General features: G+C 34.3%; 26 protein-coding genes. 12 read left to right on the top strand and 14 right to left on the bottom strand.

All coding sequences use genetic code 11. From position 1 onward, the window contains the following. Positions 1 to 36: 36 nt before the first annotated feature. From ABWU72_RS05020 to ABWU72_RS05010, 3 genes are all read right to left on the bottom strand, one after another. Positions 37 to 171 carry a hypothetical protein gene (locus tag ABWU72_RS05020; RefSeq protein ID WP_259349141.1) on the bottom strand — a complete coding sequence of 45 codons (135 nt, stop codon included), beginning with the start codon at positions 169 to 171 and terminating at the stop codon, positions 37 to 39. Continuing rightward, positions 168 to 302 (bottom strand): IS3 family transposase, encoded by a 135-nt coding sequence (locus ABWU72_RS05015; RefSeq protein WP_007548354.1) that lies wholly within the window; start codon positions 300 to 302, stop codon positions 168 to 170. The genes ABWU72_RS05020 and ABWU72_RS05015 overlap by 4 nt, the downstream gene beginning before the upstream one ends. A 209-nt stretch (positions 303 to 511) precedes the next feature. Then, positions 512 to 1,441, bottom strand: a complete 930-nt coding sequence (locus ABWU72_RS05010; protein ID WP_006279391.1) for an AEC family transporter — start codon at positions 1,439 to 1,441, stop codon at positions 512 to 514. A 259-nt stretch (positions 1,442 to 1,700) separates the two neighbouring features. Here ABWU72_RS05010 and ABWU72_RS05005 point away from each other — a divergent pair. Then, positions 1,701 to 2,527, top strand: a protein-coding gene (locus ABWU72_RS05005) for an IS5 family transposase (protein WP_353283935.1) whose coding sequence is annotated in 2 segments (ribosomal slippage) — positions 1,701 to 2,088 and positions 2,088 to 2,527 — 828 coding nt in all. Because the reading frame shifts where the segments join, the coding sequence is not laid out codon by codon here. A 275-nt stretch (positions 2,528 to 2,802) separates the two neighbouring features. After that, on the top strand, positions 2,803 to 3,966 hold the full coding sequence (locus ABWU72_RS05000) for a multidrug effflux MFS transporter (protein WP_353283934.1): 1,164 nt from the start codon (positions 2,803 to 2,805) through the stop codon (positions 3,964 to 3,966). 27 nt (positions 3,967 to 3,993) lie between these two features. On the opposite strand, the gene prfA is transcribed toward ABWU72_RS05000, so the two are convergent. Then, positions 3,994 to 5,073, bottom strand: a complete 1,080-nt coding sequence (gene prfA, locus ABWU72_RS04995) for a peptide chain release factor 1 (RefSeq protein ID WP_007548640.1) — start codon at positions 5,071 to 5,073, stop codon at positions 3,994 to 3,996. Between the two features lie 98 nt (positions 5,074 to 5,171). Here prfA and yihA point away from each other — a divergent pair, with 98 nt between their 5' ends. The 5 genes from yihA to ABWU72_RS04970 all read left to right on the top strand — a co-directional run bounded on the left by yihA (position 5,172) and on the right by ABWU72_RS04970 (position 8,253). Next, the gene (gene yihA, locus ABWU72_RS04990; protein ID WP_010962460.1) at positions 5,172 to 5,765 is read left to right on the top strand and encodes a ribosome biogenesis GTP-binding protein YihA/YsxC; all 594 of its coding nucleotides are present in this window, start codon (positions 5,172 to 5,174) and stop codon (positions 5,763 to 5,765) included. A gap of 4 nt (positions 5,766 to 5,769) precedes the next feature. Further along, positions 5,770 to 6,681, top strand: coding sequence for an acetylglutamate kinase (argB, locus tag ABWU72_RS04985; RefSeq protein ID WP_174516058.1), 912 nt, complete (start codon positions 5,770 to 5,772; stop codon positions 6,679 to 6,681). A 143-nt stretch (positions 6,682 to 6,824) separates the two neighbouring features. Beyond that, the gene (locus tag ABWU72_RS04980) at positions 6,825 to 6,920 is read left to right on the top strand and encodes a WPE palindromic element domain-containing protein (RefSeq protein ID WP_341821742.1); all 96 of its coding nucleotides are present in this window, start codon (positions 6,825 to 6,827) and stop codon (positions 6,918 to 6,920) included. A gap of 175 nt (positions 6,921 to 7,095) precedes the next feature. After that, entirely contained in the window at positions 7,096 to 7,557 is a 462-nt protein-coding gene (dut, locus tag ABWU72_RS04975; RefSeq protein ID WP_006279458.1) for a dUTP diphosphatase, read from the top strand. Positions 7,558 to 7,635: 78 nt separating this feature from the next. Continuing rightward, positions 7,636 to 8,253 (top strand): hypothetical protein, encoded by a 618-nt coding sequence (locus tag ABWU72_RS04970; protein WP_231115830.1) that lies wholly within the window; start codon positions 7,636 to 7,638, stop codon positions 8,251 to 8,253. A gap of 229 nt (positions 8,254 to 8,482) precedes the next feature. Here ABWU72_RS04970 and ABWU72_RS04965 read toward each other — a convergent pair whose 3' ends face one another. Then, positions 8,483 to 8,971: a transposase gene (locus ABWU72_RS04965; RefSeq protein ID WP_151807721.1), complete on the bottom strand. Its 489-nt coding sequence runs from the start codon at positions 8,969 to 8,971 to the stop codon at positions 8,483 to 8,485. Positions 8,972 to 9,020: 49 nt separating this feature from the next. Then, entirely contained in the window at positions 9,021 to 9,431 is a 411-nt protein-coding gene (locus ABWU72_RS04960; RefSeq protein ID WP_151807722.1) for a transposase, read from the bottom strand. Positions 9,432 to 9,505: 74 nt separating this feature from the next. On the opposite strand from ABWU72_RS04960, the gene ABWU72_RS04955 reads away from it, so the two are divergent. Beyond that, a complete protein-coding gene (locus ABWU72_RS04955) occupies positions 9,506 to 9,673 on the top strand; it encodes a hypothetical protein (protein ID WP_213863482.1) in 168 nt (55 codons plus the stop codon). On the opposite strand, the gene nusB is transcribed toward ABWU72_RS04955, so the two are convergent. From nusB to yidC, 3 genes are read right to left on the bottom strand one after another with little or no spacing between them, the layout of a single operon-like run. Beyond that, complete coding sequence (gene nusB, locus ABWU72_RS04950; RefSeq protein ID WP_007549265.1) at positions 9,651 to 10,133, bottom strand: transcription antitermination factor NusB; 483 nt, start codon at positions 10,131 to 10,133, stop codon at positions 9,651 to 9,653. The genes ABWU72_RS04955 and nusB overlap by 23 nt on opposite strands. Next, positions 10,133 to 10,561 carry a 6,7-dimethyl-8-ribityllumazine synthase gene (locus ABWU72_RS04945; protein WP_006279647.1) on the bottom strand — a complete coding sequence of 143 codons (429 nt, stop codon included), beginning with the start codon at positions 10,559 to 10,561 and terminating at the stop codon, positions 10,133 to 10,135. The genes nusB and ABWU72_RS04945 overlap by 1 nt, the downstream gene beginning before the upstream one ends. Beyond that, positions 10,539 to 12,248 carry a membrane protein insertase YidC gene (yidC, locus tag ABWU72_RS04940; protein WP_155969187.1) on the bottom strand — a complete coding sequence of 570 codons (1,710 nt, stop codon included), beginning with the start codon at positions 12,246 to 12,248 and terminating at the stop codon, positions 10,539 to 10,541. Before yidC ends, ABWU72_RS04945 begins: the two co-directional genes overlap by 23 nt. Positions 12,249 to 12,382: 134 nt before the next feature. Between yidC and ABWU72_RS04935 the strand changes: the two genes are divergently transcribed. Continuing rightward, positions 12,383 to 12,898, top strand: a complete 516-nt coding sequence (locus tag ABWU72_RS04935; RefSeq protein ID WP_006279648.1) for a TIGR02281 family clan AA aspartic protease — start codon at positions 12,383 to 12,385, stop codon at positions 12,896 to 12,898. 6 nt (positions 12,899 to 12,904) lie between these two features. Here ABWU72_RS04935 and secF read toward each other — a convergent pair whose 3' ends face one another. The 5 genes from secF to ABWU72_RS04910 all read right to left on the bottom strand — a co-directional run bounded on the left by secF (position 12,905) and on the right by ABWU72_RS04910 (position 19,623). Further along, entirely contained in the window at positions 12,905 to 13,780 is an 876-nt protein-coding gene (gene secF / locus ABWU72_RS04930) for a protein translocase subunit SecF (protein WP_155969185.1), read from the bottom strand. Positions 13,781 to 13,961: 181 nt separating this feature from the next. Continuing rightward, positions 13,962 to 14,258, bottom strand: coding sequence for a hypothetical protein (locus tag ABWU72_RS04925; protein ID WP_353283933.1), 297 nt, complete (start codon positions 14,256 to 14,258; stop codon positions 13,962 to 13,964). Between the two features lie 209 nt (positions 14,259 to 14,467). Beyond that, complete coding sequence (locus ABWU72_RS04920) at positions 14,468 to 15,814, bottom strand: IS110 family transposase (protein WP_353283932.1); 1,347 nt, start codon at positions 15,812 to 15,814, stop codon at positions 14,468 to 14,470. A gap of 210 nt (positions 15,815 to 16,024) precedes the next feature. Then, positions 16,025 to 17,323: a hypothetical protein gene (locus ABWU72_RS04915; RefSeq protein WP_231115891.1), complete on the bottom strand. Its 1,299-nt coding sequence runs from the start codon at positions 17,321 to 17,323 to the stop codon at positions 16,025 to 16,027. Between the two features lie 173 nt (positions 17,324 to 17,496). Next, positions 17,497 to 19,623, bottom strand: a complete 2,127-nt coding sequence (locus ABWU72_RS04910) for a heme lyase CcmF/NrfE family subunit (protein ID WP_155968750.1) — start codon at positions 19,621 to 19,623, stop codon at positions 17,497 to 17,499. A 168-nt stretch (positions 19,624 to 19,791) separates the two neighbouring features. On the opposite strand from ABWU72_RS04910, the gene ABWU72_RS04905 reads away from it, so the two are divergent. From ABWU72_RS04905 to ABWU72_RS04895, 3 genes are all read left to right on the top strand, one after another. Further along, positions 19,792 to 21,033, top strand: a complete 1,242-nt coding sequence (locus tag ABWU72_RS04905; RefSeq protein ID WP_155968753.1) for a hypothetical protein — start codon at positions 19,792 to 19,794, stop codon at positions 21,031 to 21,033. A gap of 122 nt (positions 21,034 to 21,155) precedes the next feature. Then, a complete protein-coding gene (locus ABWU72_RS04900) occupies positions 21,156 to 22,481 on the top strand; it encodes a dihydroorotase (protein WP_155968756.1) in 1,326 nt (441 codons plus the stop codon). Between the two features lie 198 nt (positions 22,482 to 22,679). Beyond that, entirely contained in the window at positions 22,680 to 23,864 is a 1,185-nt protein-coding gene (locus ABWU72_RS04895; protein WP_155968759.1) for a dicarboxylate/amino acid:cation symporter, read from the top strand. Positions 23,865 to 23,867 lie beyond the last annotated feature (3 nt).

The raw sequence follows: 23,867 nt of genomic DNA, 5'->3' as shown, positions 1-23,867 counted from the left end.
CTGTGTTTTATAGCAATTTCTATATAAAAGAATACTTTACTCTTTTTCTTTGCCCAGGGCTTTTTTTAAGATGTCTCTTTCTCTTGTTAGTTCTTTTTTTAGATCAAATCTTTCTTTGTCATAAGGAGCCTTTGCCTGGAAATGCGTATGCTCCAGACATTTTTCCATCATATTTTCTTACTTAACATACTGCCATCTATACCTAGATCTTTTGCTATTTTTGTACTTGCTTGACCTGTTTCTTTAACCAGCTTAACAGCTTCTAATTTGAATTCTGCTGTATATTCTCTTCTATTTGTCATATTTTGAAAAAACGTTTTATTTTACTCCAAAAACGTTTTAACTTTCTCTCTACTTTTTCTGGGTAAGGTCAATTTACCGCCGCGGCGCTAACTAGTAGCGGGATGACGGGTTACCAAATTGTAGAAGTTGCTTTAGCTATAAATTCAAGTTTTATCAATGTCTTGTGTTGTTACCCAAATAATGGTTGTGCAAGCGCTTAATTTTTTGATCAAAAAGGAACAAGTTTAGTAAAAAATAATGATATTATTAGTGGAACATAAAACAGTCCCACTGCAGTACTGATTAGAAGCAACAGAGTAGCTTTATCTGGTTGATAATTCAAAATATTAGCAAGTATTATACTGGACCCAGAAACTGGAATAATAGCCAGCAACATCAGTGCTTTATATATGCTCTCATCGTATATACCTATAACATGCTTGTCTAAAAGGACAATTCCTAAAACAAACAGTGGCCAGAATACGTACTTTGCTGTAATAGTGATCAAAGCAAGCTTCCAATCTATTTTAAAGCTTGCAATATTCGCAATGCTCACTCCAAGTAGCACCATTCCTAATGTGACAAATGTACTTCTAATGTTCATCATAACATCTGTTAAAAAAGTAGGTATTTGTATATCGTATATACTTAAAAAGAAGCCCAGAACCATCGCATAAAGCGAAGGAAGTTTGAACAACTTTAATATGCATTCTTTTGCGGTATAAATACCATTTGCAGCTATGTAAAATCCTAAGCTGTTTTCAAATAGCGCCATTCCTATATAACAAACAACATATACAGATACTGAATCTTCATCAAATAAAGCCATGGCAATCGGCAGGCCAAAATAACCCATACTTGTGCTGCCCGAGCTAAATGCTAATATGTTTCTTGTGTTATCCTTAAATAAAAAAGAAGAAAGATAATACACTGATAAGGACATAGTGCTACCTATAAACCATATCAAAATCGGCAGAGAAATTACTTTTAAGTTAACTTCTGTATGAGAGACTCCATATAAAATCACTATTGGATTAGCTATATAAAAAAGTATTTGAGATATAGTGTTTCTATCAATTTTAAGATATTTTCCTGCTAAGTAACCAATAAATATTGTAATATAAATAGGTAATATTTTGAGAAAAAGAGTAAGGAACATACTAGCCTATTGTAATATTTTTGATTGATAAAGTGACATTAGATCTTAAGGTGTTGTAAAAGTAAACAAAATTTATTTTCCAATTTATCCAGCTCATAGTTAATTACATTAGTGCCAAAATTCGTTTTTATATAGGACTTAAGAATGACATTTTTATGATAAAATTATGTTAAGTTTCTATAAAGCTTCTTGCATATTTTTAAATAATAGACTTCTTTCAAAATTGTTAGAGGGAGTGTAAGATGAAGTATTTGAAAGCATGAAATATAAGGAAATAGAAAAGTTAGAAGGAGAAAAGTTTCGACGTTTAACAGGGGTAAAAAAAGCAACATTTGAGCAAATGGTAGAAATTCTAGAAGTGGAGGATAAAAGAAAAAAAGCTAGAAATGGAAGAAAAAGTAAACTTTGCATAGAAGAAAGGCTACTTATGGCACTGGAATATATAAGAGAATATCGTACATATTTTCATATTGGGCAAAGCTATGGCATGAGTGAAAGTAACAGTTTTAAAATAATAAGATGGGTAGAAGACATATTAATAAAACATCCAGATTTTGCATTACCAGGAAAAAAAGAGCTATTAAAGAGTGATGTAGAATATGAAGTTTTAGTAATAGATGGAACTGAAACGCCAGTAGAGAGACCAAAAAAAAGCAAAAGCCCTTCTACTCTGGAAAGAAAAAAAGGCATACTATAAAAACACAAATAGTAACAGAGAGGAAGAGTAAAAAAGTCATATGCACATCTTTCTCGAATGGTAGAAAACACGATTTTCGGATGTTTAGAGAATCAAAGGTAGCAGTATTGCCGCAAACTAAAATCTTAGCTGATGCCGGCTACAGGGGAATGCAGAAGATACACAAAAATGTTGTATTACCGCACATGAAAACGAAAAAGAATCCGTTAAGCAAAGAACAAAAAAAAGAGAACAGAGCACTTATGAGCCAAAGGGCAATTGTTGAAAACGTAATTGGCTTATTGAAAAGGTTTAAAATCATCTCGGACAGGTATAGAAACCGACGAAAACGTTTTGGTTTAAGGTTTAATTTGATTGCTGCAATTCACAATTTTGAGCTCCCTACATGAATTTTGAAAGAAGTCTAATGACATATTTACTAAAAATTAAACTGCTTGTAGTAATTTAGACGAACTGTTGAAAAAGTAAGAGGAAATAAGTAAAGTTAGGGCAGAGAGGTAAGAGCTTTAACATAGTTGTCATATTTTTCTTTAATTAACCCTAGTGTCCAATTTATCCACCATTCCTTCACATGAGGTGTTTCTAACCATTTTAATAACAGTAAAAAATGTTTTCTTTCAACGCTTTAAATGTGATATTTTTATTCATTAATTAAAAATCTCAAATGTTACTACCATTTCTGTTAATCCTGTCTCTAATTGCTAAGTTCATTGAAATTGACATTTCCGTACCTAGTTTTCCTGATATGGTGCACTATTTTAACGTACCGGAAGGCATAATTCAATTAACTATTGCTTATAATTTCCTAGGCTTTTGCATAGGAGGGTTGTTTTTTGGTCCATTGTCTGAATGCTATGGCAGAAGGAGAATTATGATCATAGGTAACACTTTGTTATTAATCGGCGCTGTTGGTTGTGTTTTTGCACCGTCGATTTTTTGGCTTTTAATCTCTCGCTTTGTTCAGGGCATTGGTGTTAGCACATCTGTAGTTGTGTTTGCAATCGTTGCAGACAGCTACAAAGGCGACGAAGCGGTGAAATTTATTGGAATCATGAATTCTGTTCTTACAGTTGTCATGGCAATTGCGCCAGTGTTAGGCAGTTTCATCAATGAAATTGTAGGATGGCGTGGTAATTATGCAACTGTTGCAATACTTTGTTTAATCTCTTGGGTTTTGCTGCTTTTAGCGTTACCAGAAACAAAAAAGGACCGCGATATTTTCAGTTTGAAAAAAATGATGAAAGATTACAGAAAACTACTATCTAGTCCGAGGTTTGTTACGTTGTCTTTGATGTCAAGCCTCTTTTCTGCTGCGTATATGTCATTCATTACTTGTGGACCTTTTCTGTATATGAAGACTTTTGGTTTATCTAGCACTATTTATGCACTACATCAAGGTGCAATAGTTGGGTGCTTCTCACTCATCAGTCTATTTGCTGGCAAAATCTTGCAGAAACTTGGAGCAATAAAGTGTGTAATTTCTGGTACGAGCGTGGGTGCTATTGGGTCTCTATTGCTTGTAATATTCAGTATAATTGTACCCCACTCTTTCTACTTAGTAACACTGTCTATGATTATTTTTTCTATCGGTTGTGCAATTTTCCAGCCAGTGATTTTTAATGCATCAATAAATGTTTTCCCTGAAATTAAAGGCACAGCTTCTTCTGCAGTCTCGTTCATTAGAACTTTTATCATGGCTATTTTTATCGGCTTAACAAGCTACATTTACAATGGTCAAACAATTAGTGTAGCTGTTCTTGTTTTATCCGCGATAGTACTAGAACTTGTTTTTACTGTCTATCTATTGCGTTTAAAAGATCCTATGTAATTAATAAAGATATTCCATTGTAGGCTGCTAACTTTCCCCTGCCAATCTTTCTGCTTCATTACGTGAGATTAATGCCTCAATAAATTCATCTAGTTCGCCTTCTTTTATAATCTGCTCTAGCCGATGTGAAGTTAGATTAATTCTGTGGTCTGTTATTCTTGATTGTGGGAAATTATATGTTCTTATGCGCTCGGAACGATCACCAGAGCCAATCTGACTTTTCCTCATTGTTGACCTTTCCATTTCTTTTTTTTGTCTTTCAATTTCGTATAGCCTTGCCCTCAATACTTTGAGCGCTTTAGCTTTATTTTTATGCTGCGATTTTTCATCTTGCTGTATCACAACTATCCCTGTTGGCAAGTGGGTGACCCTTACTGCACTATCGGTTGTATTCACTGATTGCCCTCCAGGACCACTGGATCTATAAACATCTATTCGTAAGTCTTTTTCTTCTATTTTAAAGTCAACTTCTTCTACTTCAGGTAATATCGCAACAGTAGCGGCAGAGGTATGCAACCTTCCTGAAGATTCAGTTTCTGGCACTCTCTGTACTCTGTGCACCCCTGATTCAAATTTCAACCTTGCAAAAACTTCTGTTCCATTAATGAGTGCAGAAGCTTCCTTATAGCCACCTATACCTGTATTAGAAATGCTTATTGGCTCGAACTTCCAATTTCTTCTTTCTGCATATTTTTGATACATACGAAATAACATTGCTGCAAATAATGCTGCTTCTTCTCCGCCTGTGCCTGCTCTAATTTCTAATATTGCATTCCTTGAGTCATCTTCATCTTTGGGCAATAATGCTAACTTTAATTTTGCTTTTATTTTTGGTAATAATACCTTGTGCTTTTCGAAGAATTCTTCTTTTGCTAACTCTTTTATATCACCTTCGCTGTTTTCATCTTTCATTATTTCTTCTAAGTCTGAAATTTCCTCTTTCAGCGTGTTATATTCATCAATTATCTTGATTATTGGCCTGAGCTCAGAGTATTCCTTTGAAAGGGTAATGAATTCTTTTTGACTTAAATTGGTAGGATTTTCCAAATTCCTCTCTATATCATTAAATTTTTTCTTTAAGTCTTGTAAATTATTTTCCATATCCATATAGCACAGATCTAGCTAAGTAATATATACTGAAATAAAAAATTTCTTATATCAAGCAATAACACTATAATATACCTACTACCTTCTAGTTGAATATAATGGCAAAACAGATAACATCAAACTGCAATTTCATATTTGGAGCTTCGGACATAAAATCATTACCAAATGAGTCGGCTCCAGAGATTGCGTTTGCTGGTAGATCAAATGTAGGAAAATCCAGTCTGATCAACTTACTGATAAACAGCAAAAAAGCTGCCAGAGTTTCCTCTAAACCTGGATGCACTAGACAAATAAATTTTTACTCTATGTACGATGATAAGTTCAGACTTGTTGATCTACCAGGGTATGGCTACTCTCATGCAGGCAAGGAGGAAATTATACAATATTTAAACTTAATTGAGTATTATCTAATTCAAAGAGAAAATCTAAGAAGAGTGTTTGTGTTGATAGATAGCAAGGTAGGATTAAAAGAAATAGACAAAGACTTCATTTATTGGTTAATATATAATAACATTAACTTTAACATTGTGCTAACAAAAATAGATAAAGTAAGTCAAAAAAGCTTAGGTGCTGTTATAGAAGATATTCAAAAATGGATTAATAATGAGAATGTGTCAATTCATCAAATGAGCATCCGTGTTAAGCATAAAATAACCAAGGTAAGAGATGAGTTTTTCAAGTTTACAAGATAAAAAAATGAAGAGTAGTGAATTTTTAAAGGGTGAGGTATCATTTGAACAAAAAGCAGAAATATTACTTGAAGTGCTATCTAACATACCTAGCTTTGTAGGCGAGACTTTTGTCATTAAATGCGGTGGTACAATAATCTTAAATGAAACACTATTTAATACTTTTGTGCATAATGTTGTCTTGTTGAAGCAGCTTGGTATAAATCCGGTAATAATTCATGACGGAGAATATGAAATTAACTCGGTGTTAAAAATGCTGGATATGAACAGTAAGTTTGTGAATGGTATCAGACTTACAGACAAAGACACTATGAAAATCATTGAAATGGCACTGTGTGGTTCAGTTAATAAAAAAATTGTTCAGCATATAAATTCTGCTGGTGGTTCAGCTATTGGATTATGTGGAAAAGATGGTAACTTAATTAAAGCCGAAAAAATAACCGCTACGCTTAGAGAAGATAGATCAAATAATATCGAAAAGATATTAGACATGGGGTTCATCGGTAGACCCACTGAAATCAATCCTGATATATTATTTTTTATTGAAGAATCAGATTTTATACCAGTTATTGCACCAATTGGTCATGGAAAAGATGGGGAAACATATCATATTGATGCCGATAGCACTGCAAGCGCAATCGCAATCGCAGTTTCTGCATCTAAAATGATAATCTTGAGTGACACAGATGAAGAAATAGATAAAATTGGTGGCAGGAAGATATCTGTTAAAAATTTAAATGCATCGATTGATTGTGGGAAAATTAAAGGGGAAAAATTTATTGAAAGGCTTATGGCATACGTTAAAATGGCGGAGGAATGTGCTGGAGTTGTTCACATAGTTGATGGTAGAATACCTAACATTATGCTTGATTTATTTACTGAGAGTAATTCAAGCATATCGATTGTGAGTGATTTATAGCTATACTGCTTGCAACTACACGAATACCAAGAGGGTGTCATTCAAGTAGCTGACACTGGAATGACAGCAATCTACGTCATACCGCGAATGAATCGCGGTATCTCTAGATCCCGCTAACAAGTAGCGGGATGACGGTTGTCAGGGTGTCATCCCAGCGCCCTTATGATGTCATCCCAGTGCCCAGACACTGGGATCCAGAAGACTTAATTTCAACCAAGTGGCTGCATAATAAGGACTAGATTCCAGACTGGAATGACATCATAGAGGCACTGGGATGACAAAAAAAGGAGCACTGAACTTGTCAAGGAATTTTATGGCCTAGCGTCACGCGCTGGAATGACATCATTTACATTTATCACTTTTGCAGATACAATTTACATGCTATAATTGAGTCTTCATAGATGGTAAATTGGAGTGCAAAGAAGTAAAATTAAAGTAGAAATAAAAAGATTATCACACGGAGAAGACTTGTCTCTTCCATGTTATGCAACTACGCAGAGTGCTGGCATGGATCTTTATGCTGCATTGAATGATTCTGCTGTTTTAAATCCACTTGAAAGATTACTTGTTCCAACTGGAATTGTGATTGCAATACCAAACGGTTTTGAGGGGCAAATCCGCCCACGTTCTGGTCTTGCTGCAAAACATGGAATCACTGTCTTAAATTCTCCGGGTACTATAGACTCTGATTATCGAGGTGAAGTTAAAATTTGTCTAATTAATCTAAGTAATCAGCCATACGAAATAAAAAGAGGAGATAGAATCGCACAAATCCTTATTTCTCCTGTATCTCAGGTAATTTGGGATGACAGAGAAGAATTCTGCGCAGAAGAAACCGGTCGCAATGCAGGGGGCTTTGGCTCAAGCGGCAGGTAGCTTACGAAAAAGCTTAACTATGACAGTTCTTTTATACACAATTTAAGCATATTAATATTTTATTAAATGAAGTCGTTTATGCTAACTTTCAAAAATCATTGTGGCCAGCTCCACAAAGCAAACACTGTATTTGTTGCATTTACTGCTATATACGTTATAGGTGGATTAGCAATACTTTCAACACCGCTTTGGAGGCCTTCAACTTGCAAGCTAGCAGCTTTTGCAGCTACACCACTTGGAATGGGCGTTTTAGCATTTGTTGCTGCTGCGCTGACTTATTTAGCAATATATGCTATCAGCAAAAATAACGAAATATCTGAGTTGAAAGCTCTGAAGGTTATTAAGGATGGGTTGCTAGTAACAAAAGACGCATTTAGGGAAATTGCAAGGAATAACCAAGTTAAAGATGAAGAAGGTAAGGTAGAAAAGGATAAATATTATATAGACTTCAGCTTAGAAGGCAAGAACTACCGTATTATTGTTGATATTAATCAGCTTACCAGTATACTAGGCAATACTTTACTCTTCAAGATAGGTTCACTAAAAGAGAAAAACGATGAAGGTAAGTTCGAGGCAGTAAATGAAACAAAGTGGAATAAAACATTAGGTTTAGACAAAGATGGTGCTAAAGAGGTTAACACTTATTTAGGCTCACCTATTGTTGAACAAGCTGCTAAAGGAAAAGTACCAGACTAGACAGCTAAGTATAAAAGAGGTAGATTAAGTCTGCCTCTTTGTTTTTTTGATTTTCAGTGTTACGCGCATAACTGCATGGATGTTGCGATTCTCAAGGCAACGTATCTGTTTAGATGCATGGCTAATGCTGAAACAAAAATTCCAGTGTTCCCTTTCTTGTCATCCAAGTAGCTGACACTGGGATGGCTTTGTTGCATCACACTTTATGAGATGGTGATTTATGGTAAATTCATGTAACTATCTCAAATTTAGCCATACCAATATCAGTGAATTTATTAAGCAAATAGCATTTGATTAGCAGTTCTTTTTCTCGATTTATCTCAGATTTATTCCTAAAACTAAATCCGAATATTTGCTTTAATCTTGAGAAAAACCCTTCAATATAAGATCTTTTCCCATAATTTACTTCTTTTTTCCATTCTTTCATGCCATCTTCACCGTATAATTTTATTAACCTAATAGCAGCATTCCTGTCAGACATATAATCTATTTCTGGATGTTCTGCCGCATTGTTTATTGGTGGAATTTTTGTCTTTATATCATATTCGTTACACAACTTATAAAACTTGTGCCTATCACATGCTCTATCTGCATATAGTGCTTTTATGGCATGCTGAAAATCAACTTCTTTTAGCAAATCACAAGCTCCATAGTGATCAGAGTAGACACCGTTACTGTATTTTACAGCTATGGCTTTTTTGTTGTTTATATTCAACATTACGTGCAATTTTCTCGTTTGCTCATAGCCACGATATTTTCTGTCAGTGCTATTTTCCTTGCTGTGTGTTGTTGTATATACTAATTCCTGTACTGTCTATAGCAATTTCGATATCTTCCATATTATTTTTATCAATTCTGCAATCATTTATCTTAATATTAAGTTTCTTAAACCTTCTTGATGCTTGTGAATAGCTGATAACTGCCAAATCTCTTCCTATTTGTTGCAAATACCCTTTTATAAACCCGACTGTTTGTCTTAAACCAATTCTAAAGAAACTGACGATTATATGCACCAAAATCACAACTTTATCACTATAAATATAGTTGCCGCCCTGCATTTTTGGACAATTCTCGTACCAATTTTCTATGGCGTCATTGATATAACAAAAAATGCTTCCTCTTTCTTGGAGAAATTTGTTATATTCATGGCAGTTACTGACTCTCATTTTTTGTGGCATATTTTTTCTTCAACAGTTAAATGGCTATTTATAATGAATTTTGTCAGTAACTGCCAGTTCTTTTCACTTGAGCGATGCAACAAAGCCCACTGGGATCCAGAAGACTTAATTTCAACCAAATAATAAAGGCTGGATCCCAGTGTCAAGCACTGGGATCTGGTAGACAATGTTCATACAGCAGCTACTCGGATGACACCTTGTGCTTGCTGGCTATAATTGCTAAGGATTTTTATTTAATTTAACTGCATCTTTTGCCTTATCCAATAACCCATTAATAAAACCTATTTCGCTTGGTTTATCAAGTAAATCAGATGCAATGTTAGTATATTCATTAATGACAACTGGAACTGGCGTATCACAATTAGCTAACTCACATATTGCAACACGCAAAATAGATAAGCTTATAAGATTTAACCGTGAAAGGGACCAACTTGGGTGTAAATAAGACTCTATTATTTTATCATATTCTTCACTGCTTTTTATAACCTTATATAACAAGTTTTCTAAGAACTGATGTTCAAATTCTTCACATTCAAATATATCTTTCAACTTATTTATGTAGTCCTTAAGCTCACAATTTTCCAGTTTAAAAGTGCTTTTGTTGTAACCTACGAAAATATTTGAATAAGCAATTTGTACAGCAAGAAATCTTGCCGTGCTTCTTTTTATGCGCCACTTTTTATCTACTGGTTTTTCCTCCATTATTTTAATTTATTGTGTAAATCTATCATACGCAAAACAGTTGAGGCTGCATGGCCACCAACGTTCTTTTTGTTTTTATCAGCTCTAACTAGTGCTTTATCTTTGCTGTCAGCGGTAATTACACCCATACCAAGGGGTATTGCATAATGCATAACAACCTCATTTAAGCCTTCAATTACTCCTTTACAAACATATTGATAATGATCGGTTTCACCGCGAATTACGCACCCAAGAGCTAAATAACCATCATAATTAGTATGCCCACTCTTGACTGCAAAAAGAATTGTAGCTGGTATCTCAAATGTACCAGGAACCTCAACTACATCGTAACTGGCATTACTGCCTTTTAATTTATCAATTGCACCTTCAAGCAAAAGGTTCGCTATTTCAGTATAATAAATCGAATTAACTATTAGTATTCTCGACATTTACTACCACTTTTTTTGTTAAAAACAACTTTATTAATGACTGTTGAATTAGAGTTATAATATTACTAAATATCCAATATATTACCAGGCCGGCAGGAAAAGAAGAAAAAATAAAGACAGAAATGTAAGGTAAAAACTTCATAACATTTACTTGAATATCATCTTTACTGGTTTGATCTTTCTCACTTAGCTTCTGCTGAATTATCATGGTGGCACCGAAAATTATAGGTAAAATGCCTATAGAAATAGGAAAGTTATAATTAAACAACCCAAATAATGTAAAGATGTTCGTTGGGTCAGGAGCTGAAAGATCCTTAATCCATAAAAAAAAAGGAGCATGCCTCATCTCTATAGTAACAAATAATACTTTATATAGAGCAAAAAATACCGGTATTTGTATTAGCATGGGAAAAATGCTCGACATTGGATTTACGTTGTTTCTCTTAAACAATGCAATTGTCTCTTTATGCTGCTTTAAGCTGTCATTTTTATACAACTCTTTTATACGAGTTAATTCAGGCTGCAGGCTTTTTACCTTAAACATCGAAATATATGATCTATTAGATAAGGAAAGCATCAAAAGTTTGATTACTAAAGTCAGCAATAATATTGCTAAGCCAAAATTTTTTAAAACGAAGTTAAAATATTCAAGCAGTAAAAACACTGGTTTAGTTATAAAGTAAAGAACACCAAAATCTACAGCTTTATCAAACAGGGGTATATTGAGAGTGTCCTTATAAGAATCCAGTAAATTCAACTTTTTTGCTCCAGCAAAAAAATAATTCACATTAGAAACGCTTGCACCAGGAAGTATGCTCTTGTAAGGTTTGACAAAATCTACTTGGAATTTATCAGTATTATTAACGTTTGTGTGTTTAATGCTTACATTTATTTTATCAGATTTTTCAGGTATGATGGCTGTGAGCCAGTATTTATCAGCAAAACCAAACCAATTTTTTTCACTCGTGCTTGCTTTTATTAAATGTTTTTTGGAAATATCCTTATATGTCCACTCCTCTAGTTTATTATCAAATGCACCCAGTACTCCTTCATGGGATATCCAATAAGATTCGTTGATATTGTCACGTTTACGGTTAATTTTACCATAAGGAACCAAAACTACATTATCCTTTGTATTATTTTCAACAACTTGCTCAACTTTAAACATGTAATTATCGTCGAGGTTAATTTTCATTCTAAATAAAATGCCATTCTCATTGTCCCAAGATAAATTGACCTCTTTTTGATTAAGTTTATCTGCTCGCCAGACTGCTTTAGAATCTGGAACTTTAATCTTGTTACTCGGATCGAGCCACCCAAATTCTGCAAAATATACATCTTTTGATTCTGCAGGTGACAGTAACACCACTTGTGGAGAAGAAGAACTCGGTTCTAAGTGGTAATTAGTTAAAATTAAGTCATCAAACCTTGCACCTTTCAGAGAAATTGATCCTTTAATCATGTTATTGGTTAAACTAACCCTCTGTTCTCGAGTAGAATTAATAATTTCAGAACGATTTTGGTATATTATAGGAGCAAGGTCGTTAAAAGATTCGATATGTTCAATATTTTCAATCAATGGCTGGTTTTGGTTTGTACTAAAAAAATTATCATAAATAATACGCCAAGACACCATGATTAACATGGAAAGGATAGCTGCCAAAATTAAACTTTTTGCTTCTGACATGAAATTAAATCAAACATATCTTCTTAAAGTGTATACTAAATATTGTACTAAAACAATGAAATTTACTTATTTTTAATAATAACTTTTAACGCTGATCTTTAAAATTTATTTTAATAGCTTCAAATTTTAACAATATGAACGCGGTGAAAAATCTAGTTATTTGGTTGCTAATAATAGCCACTACTGCAATGCTTATTGATTCACAAAGGGACAAACTAAGCGACAGATTTCTCAGTACTTTTTTACCATATAAAGGAAGAATTCAAAATAGCGGTCAGAATAGTGGAAGTATTGAATTTACGAAGTCATATGATGGACACTTTTATATTCAGGCTCAAGTCAATGATCGCAATATAACGTTTTTGCTTGATACTGGAGCAACCGATATTGTTCTATCACAAAAAGACGCATTACATGTTGGTATTAACTTACAAAATGTTCAGGATTTTAAAATATATGAAACTGCGAAAGGTCAAATAAAAGCTGGAGTGGTTCAAATACCTCAAGTTAAAATAGGAAATTTTTTGATTAATGATGTACAGGCAAGCGTTAACACTCATTCTATGTCTCATTCACTACTTGGAATGAGCTTTTTAAGGTATTTTCATTTCACTATAAGAGATAATAAGTTGATATTATACCGCGACTAAACACTTCTACAATCTACTTATCAAAGCTCTGTAGGTCAATATAGGAGCAGAAATAAATATTGCAGAACAAGTGCCAATCAAAATACCAAAAAAAATGATCAAGCTGAAGTCTTTCACTGCATCTGTGCAGATTAATGCCAAAGGAAGAGCAGCAAGAAGGGTTGTACCAGAAGTTAATATAGTGCGAAATAATGTAGCGTTGATACTTGCATCTACTACCTCACTCATCCGCCCACTTTTACCACTCCTGCGATACTCTCGAATCCGATCATATATAATTACTGAGTTATTGATTGAATAACCAATGACAGTAAGGAGAGCTGCAACTGATGAAATATTAAACTCAATGCCAGTTAGGCTAATAAAACCAACAGTTAAAATCACGTCATGAATCAGTGCTGTTATTCCACTGAATCCACATTGCCAATTAAATCTAAACCAAACGTAAAAAAATATTCCAACAATCGCGATCAACATGGATAACATTCCTTCAAATATTTGTGTTGAGCTTATTTGTGGGCCAACATAGTCTATTTTACGATAGCTTATTGAGCTCCCCAGCTTTTCTTCTAGTATGCTTTTTATCTTTTTGATTTTATCTTCATCTCCTTCATCTTTAAAACGCATGACTAAATTATCACCCGCTTTTGAACTCTGCACTGTAAAACCATTTTCTTTTAATGCATCGAGAATAGAGTGATTCTCATCTGAAGATTTTATCTCTATCAAAATTCCGCCTGCAAAGTCTATGCCTAAGTTCACTCCACGCAGCACAACAGTGAATATTGAAAAGATGATAAGAATAATGCTAATTAATGCAGTCAAATCCCTATATTTACTAAACTTGATATCGAGGTTGTCTGGAATGAGTCTAAGTGCCATGCTATTTACTTAAACTTGAATTTTATATACTTTTCAAAAAATTCACTAGTTTATTCTGTGATTGTTTGATTATGTCAATTTTTCCATCAGTTAATTCTTGTCTGTCAATTAAGTTCTATCTAGCTTGCATACTACCATTTTGAAGTACATTACAAAAGCGAAATACTGCCAATTTGGCCCATCATTTTATCTCTGCAAGCTTATCCCCCCTTGCTATGTTAGCAACGCAACCTAAGCTAGATTCCTTCATAGCAGTGTTAGGTACACTGCCATATCTTTCAAAACTTTCATGCTCTATAGCTTCCTCAACACTTTTTCCTCCTAAAAGACAGTTTTCCCCTAAACTTTTTCCCCTATTTTTTAACTCATTAAGCCTTGCTCTGTTTTCCCCATCAATCTCCACTTTTATTTTATTGCTGCCTTTCTCACTAGGACTTAGATAAATACTTATCTCTCCTACCTCAGTAGTAAAAGACATTTCAATACCACCTTTTGAGACATCCATGTAATTTCTTTTTCCCCCTATTTCTTCTACATTTTCAACTCTTACTATACTTTCTCCAATTTTGAGTATGCCAACTCTTAAATTTAAGTCTTTGGCTTTTTCATTGTTTAGGATTTCTGCAACTTCAACAATACTATCTTGCGAGTACTCTATACAAAAATATCTATTATCCTTGTCTACTTCTAAGAAACTCTTTCTGCTAGTAGCTCTTTTTTAATCAAGACATAACCAAATTCACTAGCTTTCTTGCTTAGAGTCTTCACTATTTTTTCCTTATATAACTTTTCATAGTAATCAATGCCCTTCTCTACATATTCCTGTCCATACTTTAGCATACTATAAAAAATGCACGCCAATTTCCTAGCCGTAGCGGTAATCGCTTTCGGTGCTCCTAGTCGTTTTTTTAACCTTCTGCAATATGCACCAATCCCACTGTTGCTTCTTGACACACACTGGGCAGCCATCCTAAAAGCATTTGCAGCACGAGCAATAACTTTGCGAGTTCTAGTCCCAAATACTTTTTCCCCTGTAACTTTATTAGCAGGACTTAGCCCCAACCAAGAAGTAAAGTGCTTCTCTGATGGCCATTTATCGTGGTTCAAACCAACTTCTGAGATAATTGTTTGTATAGTTAGCACATCAAGCCCAGGAACTTTAGTAAAATCAATACCGGTTACTCTATACAGTTCTTCGTGTAAAGGAAAGTCTGGTCTGTTTTTTGAAAACCTATTCTTTATTTTGCTGCATCGCTTATTCTCGTCAGATTTTGTTTCAAATGTTTTGTAATATTGTTCGATGCTTTTGTCGCATTCTGCTATTTTTTCCTGATAAATATTATACAATTCAAATTCTTGCTTTAACACAAATAAGAGTTCCTTTCTGTAGTCGCCTTTTAGCGCTTTTGCCATGGTAGATCTATCATTTCTTATCCGTACATCTCTCAATTCTGATAATTTTTCAGGATTCCTTTCACCTTCAATTATTGCTTTGATAATTTGCATACCGGTCACTCCAGTAATATCACTTATGACTTTGTGTAATTGAACGTTCATTTGAATTAACGCTTTTTGCATACGTAGAATATGTGTGGATGCACTTTCAATCAGGTTGCTACGTTGCCTAACGTAATTACGCAACACACACATTTGATCATCAGGTCTAAACGACCCATGGAGTAATCCATAGCTGTGTAATTGTTGTAACCATTGACAGTCTTGAACGTCGGATTTTCTACCAGGCACGTTCTTAATATATCGTGCATTTACCAATTTTACCTCAAATCCATATGACTCAAGTATTTGAAACAAAGGAATCCAATATACTCCTGTTGATTCCATAGCTACTGTTCTAACTTTACATTTCTTTAACCACCCTGCTAAGTTATGAAGATCAACTGTAAAGCATCCAAATTTTTTGACACGTTGTTCATCTCTTCCTTCAGGTACACATACATAATGTACAGCTGAGCCGATATCAATTCCTGTTGTATCAGGATTCACTATTTCTAGTTTATTTTTTGCCTTTATCATGGTAATTATCCTACTATAACTTATAATGGAGAAGCACTTAAGCTTGGGACGGTTAGATTATACAATCTTCTAATCGAGGTAGTCATAATAGACTCCATCAGTGGTTTAACCGTTCCTCCAAAACCACGCTCCTAAACGGGCACTTAAGCACCATTGATCAGTCGGTTATAACTGCAGAAGTACTTCTTGATAAATTATATATAAAAATTGCTATGGAAGTGAAGAAATAGTTTCTTTCCGGTTTAACAAGATTTTTTTCTTGTTCGACGCTCCTAATACATTTTGAGTCTGCTTGCTTTTGTTTACAATACTTTCATATGCTAAATTATTAAGTCCTAAAATATTTTTATTCCTTTGACTTAAAATCTCTTTTTCTCTGTAAATACAATTTACATAATCATCGTACCTCTCTTTAGTAAATTTATTTAAAGTTGCACCCTCCGATATTACTTGTAATATCTTTTTCTCCTCTAGAAGTCTAGAATTCTCAGTAGAATCGACCCAATATAGTTCTTGTGTTGTATTAATTATACGGTCTACAAAGGACTCGCCGTCTTTATATGGAAAAGTGAACATAATTCCTTGTTCCAGTGCTTGGCTTATAACTTCATCAAGTCTCCCTTTCAACTTCCCAATATCATCTTCTTCACATTCACCAGCTTCATCTGAATTACTAAGGATTTTATCCATTTCTTGCCAAATACTTTCATACTTTTCCTTTTCTGCTTTATTCAGTTCTATTTGGGCTAAAGAAAAAGAATCTTTTTTTATTATGTTTGTGTTTTCATCATGAAAACTCAGATGACTGTAGCGTTTACCACAATCTGTATCATAATGACCAACATCATTATCACCACAGTCCGAACTATCTTCTGAGTTCCCATCACTATCTGACCAATTGTCAACTTTCGGAAATTCTGAGCTTTTCTGTTCACCTTCAAAAGTCTGATTACTACCGCCAGCGCCCTTTGTCAAATTTTCTTTACTTTCACAAGAATCACCTAAAGAATAGCCTTGACCCTCTTCTTGATCTGAAGCACTTAATTTGCTACAAGTCGCTTGACTATAATCATTGAAGTTATAACCTAAACCATTACTACCATGCTGTAAAGGATCGCTTTTAAAAATTTGTGGATTATTACTTCCGTCTGGCAAATTACCTGATAAACCAGTCTGATGATTATTTTCACCTACCCAACCATCAGTTGTTGTTGGAATGCATATTCCTGTATATCTTTGGCTATCAAGAGAATCATTAGTTAATTGTACTGCTGTATAAGTTGTCCGGTCATCCTCATCATCGGAACTAATACCTGAATCATGGCCATCACCTTCTTCAATCTTTTGAGTTTCTATATCGTATTCATCTATTTCACTTGACGAATCATAGTTGGAAGGGTTATACTGTTGATTAGGACGTTTAAAAATTTGATGCCAATCGCTGTAAGGCTCCTTAAAATCGAAAGCAGTGCGTATAACTTTTTCCTTGCCTGATACCCCACCATTCATATTGTATAACCATTACTCACTAATCCCTTAGTGAATATCGTAATATATAGGTCTGTCAATAAAAAAATATAACTTTCTTTGGTTCTAACCTTTGCAAATCAGTATCTATAGCCCGGTAATTTCTCATATATTGCACTCTGGACCTAGGAGCGTTGTTAATAAATCCACGACAGCTAGACAACCTTCGCCCGTTTACTAAAAGGAAAAGCAGCAAAGAGTGAACCAAAAGCGATAAGAAAGGATCCAAGCCAGATTATAGACATTCCAGGTTTATAGTGCACTTTGGCTGCGATTTTGCTCTTACTCTTATCAATCTCTCCAATTACAACATAAATATCAGAAAATAAATTGTGGTAGATACTGCTTTCAACATTTTTCTGACCTTCCACAAGGTAAAATCTATATTCAGGGGTCATCTCACCTAATATCTTATTATTCAGCAAATTCCTGATATCCATTGTACCCCTCACTGCATGGAAATTTTTTTCTTTTATTAGCTCAATATTTCGTAAAGTAACTTTAAATTTATTGACTGTTATGCTATCCCCTATTTTTAAGTAATTTTCTTTTTTCTCCTGCCAACCAACCGAATATGCTATACCAAGCACTAGAATTGCCACTCCAGCATGAGCTGCCATCATTGCATAGTAGGATTTAGAAACTTTTCTTGCTAATAAAATTGATTCACCAAATGCTACCTTAAATAAACAAATTCTTTTACTGTATGCTTCTAAAACAAAGATTAATAATGCTATGGAGATAGTAATTGATAGCACAATTATTAGCTCCATGTGAAAAATAAACGGCAAAATAGCTGCAGCACTACAAAATGAAAATCTATATTCACGGAATATTGGCAATAGACTATTTCCCTGCCAACTGCAGTATTGCCCAATTATCGTGAGGGCTAGAATAGCCAGTGCAATAGGGTTAAATAAGGAATTATAGTATGGTGCTCCAACTGAAATTAATTCACCGGTTAAATATTCGAGCACTGTAGGGTATAAAGTGCCAACGAACACAATGAAAAAGGCAGTGATGAATAATAAATTGTTCAGCAGCATCATCGTAAGGCGTGAAAAGAATCTTCTACCCTCTGTCACTTGAGTAGCAGGTTTCTTTTCAGATTCCAGTGTCAAGCATTGGAATGACATCGCAGACGTGTGATTTTTTCTCGTAAATACTACAAATATTACTAAGCTACTGACTGTAATTACACCAAGTAGAGCTAATATATATAGTCCATATCTTGGATCATCTGCAAACGTGTGCACTGAGGTAAGTATTCCTGAGCGGACTAGAAATGTTCCAGTCACACTCAATATAAAAGTTGTAAGCGTAAGTAAAATAGCAAAGTTCCTTAAAACATTGAAATTTCGCACCACGAGCAACAAATGTGTCAGCGCTACTGCAATTAGCCACGGCATCAAAGAAACGTTTTCCACTGGATCCCAAAACCAAAATCCACCCCACCCAAGTTCGCGATATGCCCACCAGCTACCTAAGCTGATGCCCAAAGTGAGCAGCGACCAAGAAATAAGTACCCAAGGCCTGACAATTTTAGCCCAAACATTTCCTTCAGTATTTAAAATTAATCCAGCTATAGAGAGCGAAAAAGGAACGCTAAATCCAAGGTACCCCAAATATAATATCGGTGGATGAATAGCAAGGCCTATATCCTGCAATATCGGATTAAAACCCAATCCATCTGTTTCAATGCCTGGCATTTTAGTGAAGGGGCTGGATTCAATTAAAGTGAACAGCAAAAAACAAAAGCAAATCAGCCCATGAGTGATAAGAGATATTTTTTTTAATTTACTACCATTAGTTCGTTCTGGTGTCATTCCAGTGCTTGACACTGGAATCCAGTTTTTATTACACTGCCATTTGATGTACTCATTTGCAATTAAATTGTCTGGATCCCAGTGTCTGGGCACTGGGATGACAGAAGAAGAGACTGGGATGACAGAGGGGGAAACTGGGATGACAGAAGGTATATAAATATCCATTAGTAATAAATACATGACAAGCACTAAGGTCCAAAGCAACATGGACCCTTCTTTGTTTCCCCAAACACCACAAATCTTGTAGATCAAAGGTTTTGTTGTGTGTGAGTGGTAGTATACGTTTTCAAGTGAAAAATCATTTGTAATGTGGCAGTAGATCAAAATAGCCATTGACACTGATACACAAAAAAATATGGCAGTGGTAATAAACCGACAAGAACTAAGCGGTAAAAACAAATATGTCAAAGACAATAAGCAGGCTAGCAATAGCAATATATTCCCAAGTTCAGGCATAAAAAATTATAGTTTTTATATAAACAATATTACTGATGACAAGTTAGAAGTTAAAGTGTTAATTGATGCTAGCATAATGCTCCCGTAGTTAGCTGTGCTAGTATTAATTAAAAATTAAATATTAAATCTTTATACTTTTATAGATAGCATTAATATTGAGGTAACATTGTGGGTACAACTAAGATTAGTAAATTTCCATTCAATATAAAAGGTAAAGTGGCAAAACAACATGCCGAACCAATAATCGAAAAAAATCTCTATACTATTTTAGGATTCAAAGATATAGAAGATTTTGAAAATAAGACAAGTAAATTTGTTAATAAAAAAGTTTGGCAATCATTTGTTGACTGCTTTGCAAAAGAAATAGATTATGCAGCAACCGAAGAAGTTGTAAAAAACATCGTTTGTAACATTGCAAAGAGTGATCAAGGTAATGCTTTTACCAAAACTGAACATCTCATATTAAATGAAAAGCAAGATAATAAAAAGAGAGAAAAAGCGATTAGAAAAGCTATTAGTATTTTGAGAAAAATCAATCCAGAAAAAGCCTTTAATGAACTTTCAGTAATAAAAAAACAAGCTGAAGATTTTTTACAAACCGATTTTTGTAAAGCACAGAGTAAATCACTTCAAGGATTTGCTCCCTCTGGTGGACAGCTCTTTGCGGAAACTCTGAAATATATAGAAACACTAGAAAGATTATCCGAAGTAAAAAAAGAAGGGCTAGTTAGAGATTTCTTGTTAAATCATGTTAGTTTATTGAATAAAAAGTATCCTAAATCACAAGGTAAAAGGGAAGATGCTATAACAATACTATCAAGTGATGAGTTGAAGAATTTTTACAATAAAGGTGTAAAAGAAGGAATGTTACAACCAATGGCATCTTACAAAGGATGCAGAAACCTGTATGACAAAATGAACCAGATAAAAAATGAATCCAAAAGTATAATTAAAAGAGAAGAACGGGAAGAAAATTTAAAGAAAATAGATAAGTCGATAATCAGCGCAATTAATGACATAAAAAAACATAGAGAAGCAATCCTTAACTGTAAAGACTTTCAAAATTCTTACATAAAAGAGAAAAAAGAACATCCATTTAGAGGCAACGCATGTCAAAAAATGATTGATATATATCAAGAGAGAATTGTTGGATATCAGGAGAAAATTCGTCAAAACTTAAACCAAATAAAAGCGATATTAAAAAGTGCGCCGCAAGAAATGGATGATGTGGAAGAATTCGAGGAAATAATTGATGATATACATGAAGCAAAGCAGTGTGATGAAATTTTTGATTCAGCTTTAATTTGTTTATCGAACATACAGAATGAGCTAGATATTCAGCTGGAAAATCCTTCAACAGAACTCAGAGCTTCACACATTAACGTTAAAACTGAGCTAACTAGGTTATAAGAACCAAATCTTTAGGATAATGAAAGCACTTTAATTCAAGACAGCTCTTAGTCTGTGTTTTAATTTGGTTGTGTTTTATTAAAAAAACTTTAGATTTATTTTATAATCGATACTCAAATATAATGACTCAAACTTGGGATTTGTTGCAAACAGGGCAAAAGGAAGGCTATAAAATTGCGTATACTAATGCTCGTATTATCGACCCGGAAACTAAACTTGATATAAAAGGTTCATTATTGACTGAAGGGGATAAAATTGTTGACTTTGGTGAATCATTATTTTCAACAAGTGGAGTTGATGAAACAATAGACTGTAAAGGGCTTGTTCTAATGCCAGGCCTTATTGACATTCACGTACATTTTCGTGAACCAGGCCAGGAACATAAAGAAACTATATATACAGGTAGCAAATCTGCAGCTGCAGGAGGCGTTACAACTGTAGTTTGTCAGCCAAACACTGTTCCAGCAATTGATAGCGTTGTTTTGGCTAAATATTTGAAATATAGAGCATTTGAAACTTCGCATGTGAATGTTGAATTTTACGCTAAAATCACCACTTCGGAAGAACACCTGACTGAAATGGCACTTTTAAAGGAAGCAGGTGCGGTTGGGTTCACTGATGATGGCATGCCAGTTATGAACCCAATGATTATGAGACAGGCGCTGCTTTATTCAAGTATGCTGGGTGTTCCTATTGCTCAACATGCAGAAGATTTAAATTTATCAGCAGGTGGTGCAATCAACGAAGGTAAAATTTCTGAAGAATTGGGAGTAAAGGGGATCTTAAGTGCGTCAGAATCGGTTATGGTAAGTCGCGATATACTGCTCATGAAAGATATGGAGAATGTGCACTACCATATTCTACATGTCTCTTCAAAAGATTCACTTGATGCTATTAAACGTGCAAAAGATTTGGGATTAAATGTTACGTGCGAAGTAACCCCTCATCACTTCACTTTGACTGAAGATATAGTAAAACAACATGGGGCAATTGCAAAAATGAACCCGCCACTTCGCACTGAAGAAGACCGTTTAGCTATGGTTGAAGGTTTAAAGACAGGTGTGATTGATTGCATTGCAACCGATCATGCTCCGCATGATCGTAGTTCTAAAGATCTGCCACTTGAAAATGCTGCATTTGGTATTGTTGGTCTTGAAACAATGCTGCCCCTTTCACTTGAACTCTATCACAGTGGGCAAATGGGTCTACTTGATGTGCTCGCAAAATTGACATATAAGCCTGCAGATATAATACACATACCACGTGGTCGTATACAAAAAAACCTTGCTGCAGACTTAATTTTAGTTGACCTCAATCATGAATGGGAAATTAAAACTGACAACTTTGCTAGTAAATCAAAGAATTCTCCTTTCGATGGTCGCAAAGTAAAAGGACACGTAGTACGTACTGTTGTGTCCGGCAAAACTATATACTCGCAGAAGAGTTAGTTATCATATCTTATCTATTCCAATTTGTTATCACCAGAATGGGCTAAGTGCACCTAAATTTAAATTAAGAAATCTTACACTGTCTCCGAATAAACACATCCTCTTATCTTTCCCTAATCTGTAAAGTTATTTTGTCTATCAATCTGATTCCAAAACAGCAAAATTATTGTATAATGTTACTTTGAAGTTTTATTTTCAATGCACAAGTTTGCAATACTTTTTTCTATACTGCTTGCAATAGTTGCTTACTACCTAAACAATGAAATCATATTTGAAATAGCAAAGCTATTTAGTGATATCTTTATCAGCTTGCTCAAATTAATAAGCTTACCTCTGGTTTTTTTATCCATAGTTTCCACAATTTCCGGGCTCAAAGACTCAATTGAAATCAAAGTCTTAGTTAAGAAAACACTATTTTATACTCTGCTTACAACTATTATAGCTGCGTTTGTTGCATTATCGTTTTATTTGTTAATAGATCCAGCAAGAAAAAATTTCATAAGTAATACAATAGGGAGTATTAACAGCAATAACCACAGTTATTTTTCATATTTAAAATCACTCATTCCTTCTAATTTTGTGCAAGTTTTTCTTGAAAATAATATGATTGGTAGCATATTAATCGCTTTTTTGATGGGTGGAGCTATTGTTTCACTTTCAAAAGAAAAGCAGGATATATTACATCAAATATTCTCTGCACTTTTTGATACGCTACTTAAAATTGCTCAGGGGTTACTAAAATTCATTCCGCTTGCTGTGTGGTCCTTTATCACATGTTTTTTGCATGAATTAAAAGGCGGTAGTGAGTTCTACAATCTTTTATGGTATTTTGTTTGCATAATGTCTGCAAATTTTGTGCAGGCATTTCTGATTTTACCGCTATTTATGTGGTATAAAGGCATATCACCAATTCAAACGCTGAAAGGGGTTATGCCAGCACTCACACTTGCGTTTTTTTCTAAATCATCCAGTGCAACATTGCCAACAACTATAGAATGTGTGCAGAACAAGCTAAAGGTGCCAAAGAAATTATCGTCTTTTATTTTACCAATATGCACAACAATTAACATGAATGCATGTGCTGCATTTATACTAATCACTGTAATGTTTGTTGCAGAAATGAACGGATACGTATTTTCCTTAAGCGAAATGTTGATATGGATTTTTTTAGCTACAGGGGCTGCAATTGGTAACGCTGGAGTGCCGATGGGGTGCTATTTTATGGCAACCAGTTATCTCATGTCGATGAATGTTCCTCTGCATATTATGGGACTGATTTTGCCTATTTATACAATCATCGATATGTTTGAAACTGCAATAAATGTGTGGTCTGATGTTTGTATCACTCAGATAATTAATAAAGAATGTAATAGTGAAACTTAAAAA

It is taken from the genome of Wolbachia endosymbiont (group A) of Lypha dubia, assembly GCF_964028575.1.
Taxonomy (GTDB): Bacteria; Pseudomonadota; Alphaproteobacteria; order Rickettsiales; family Anaplasmataceae; genus Wolbachia; species Wolbachia pipientis.
This window is presented reverse-complemented; position numbering and strand designations above follow the sequence as displayed.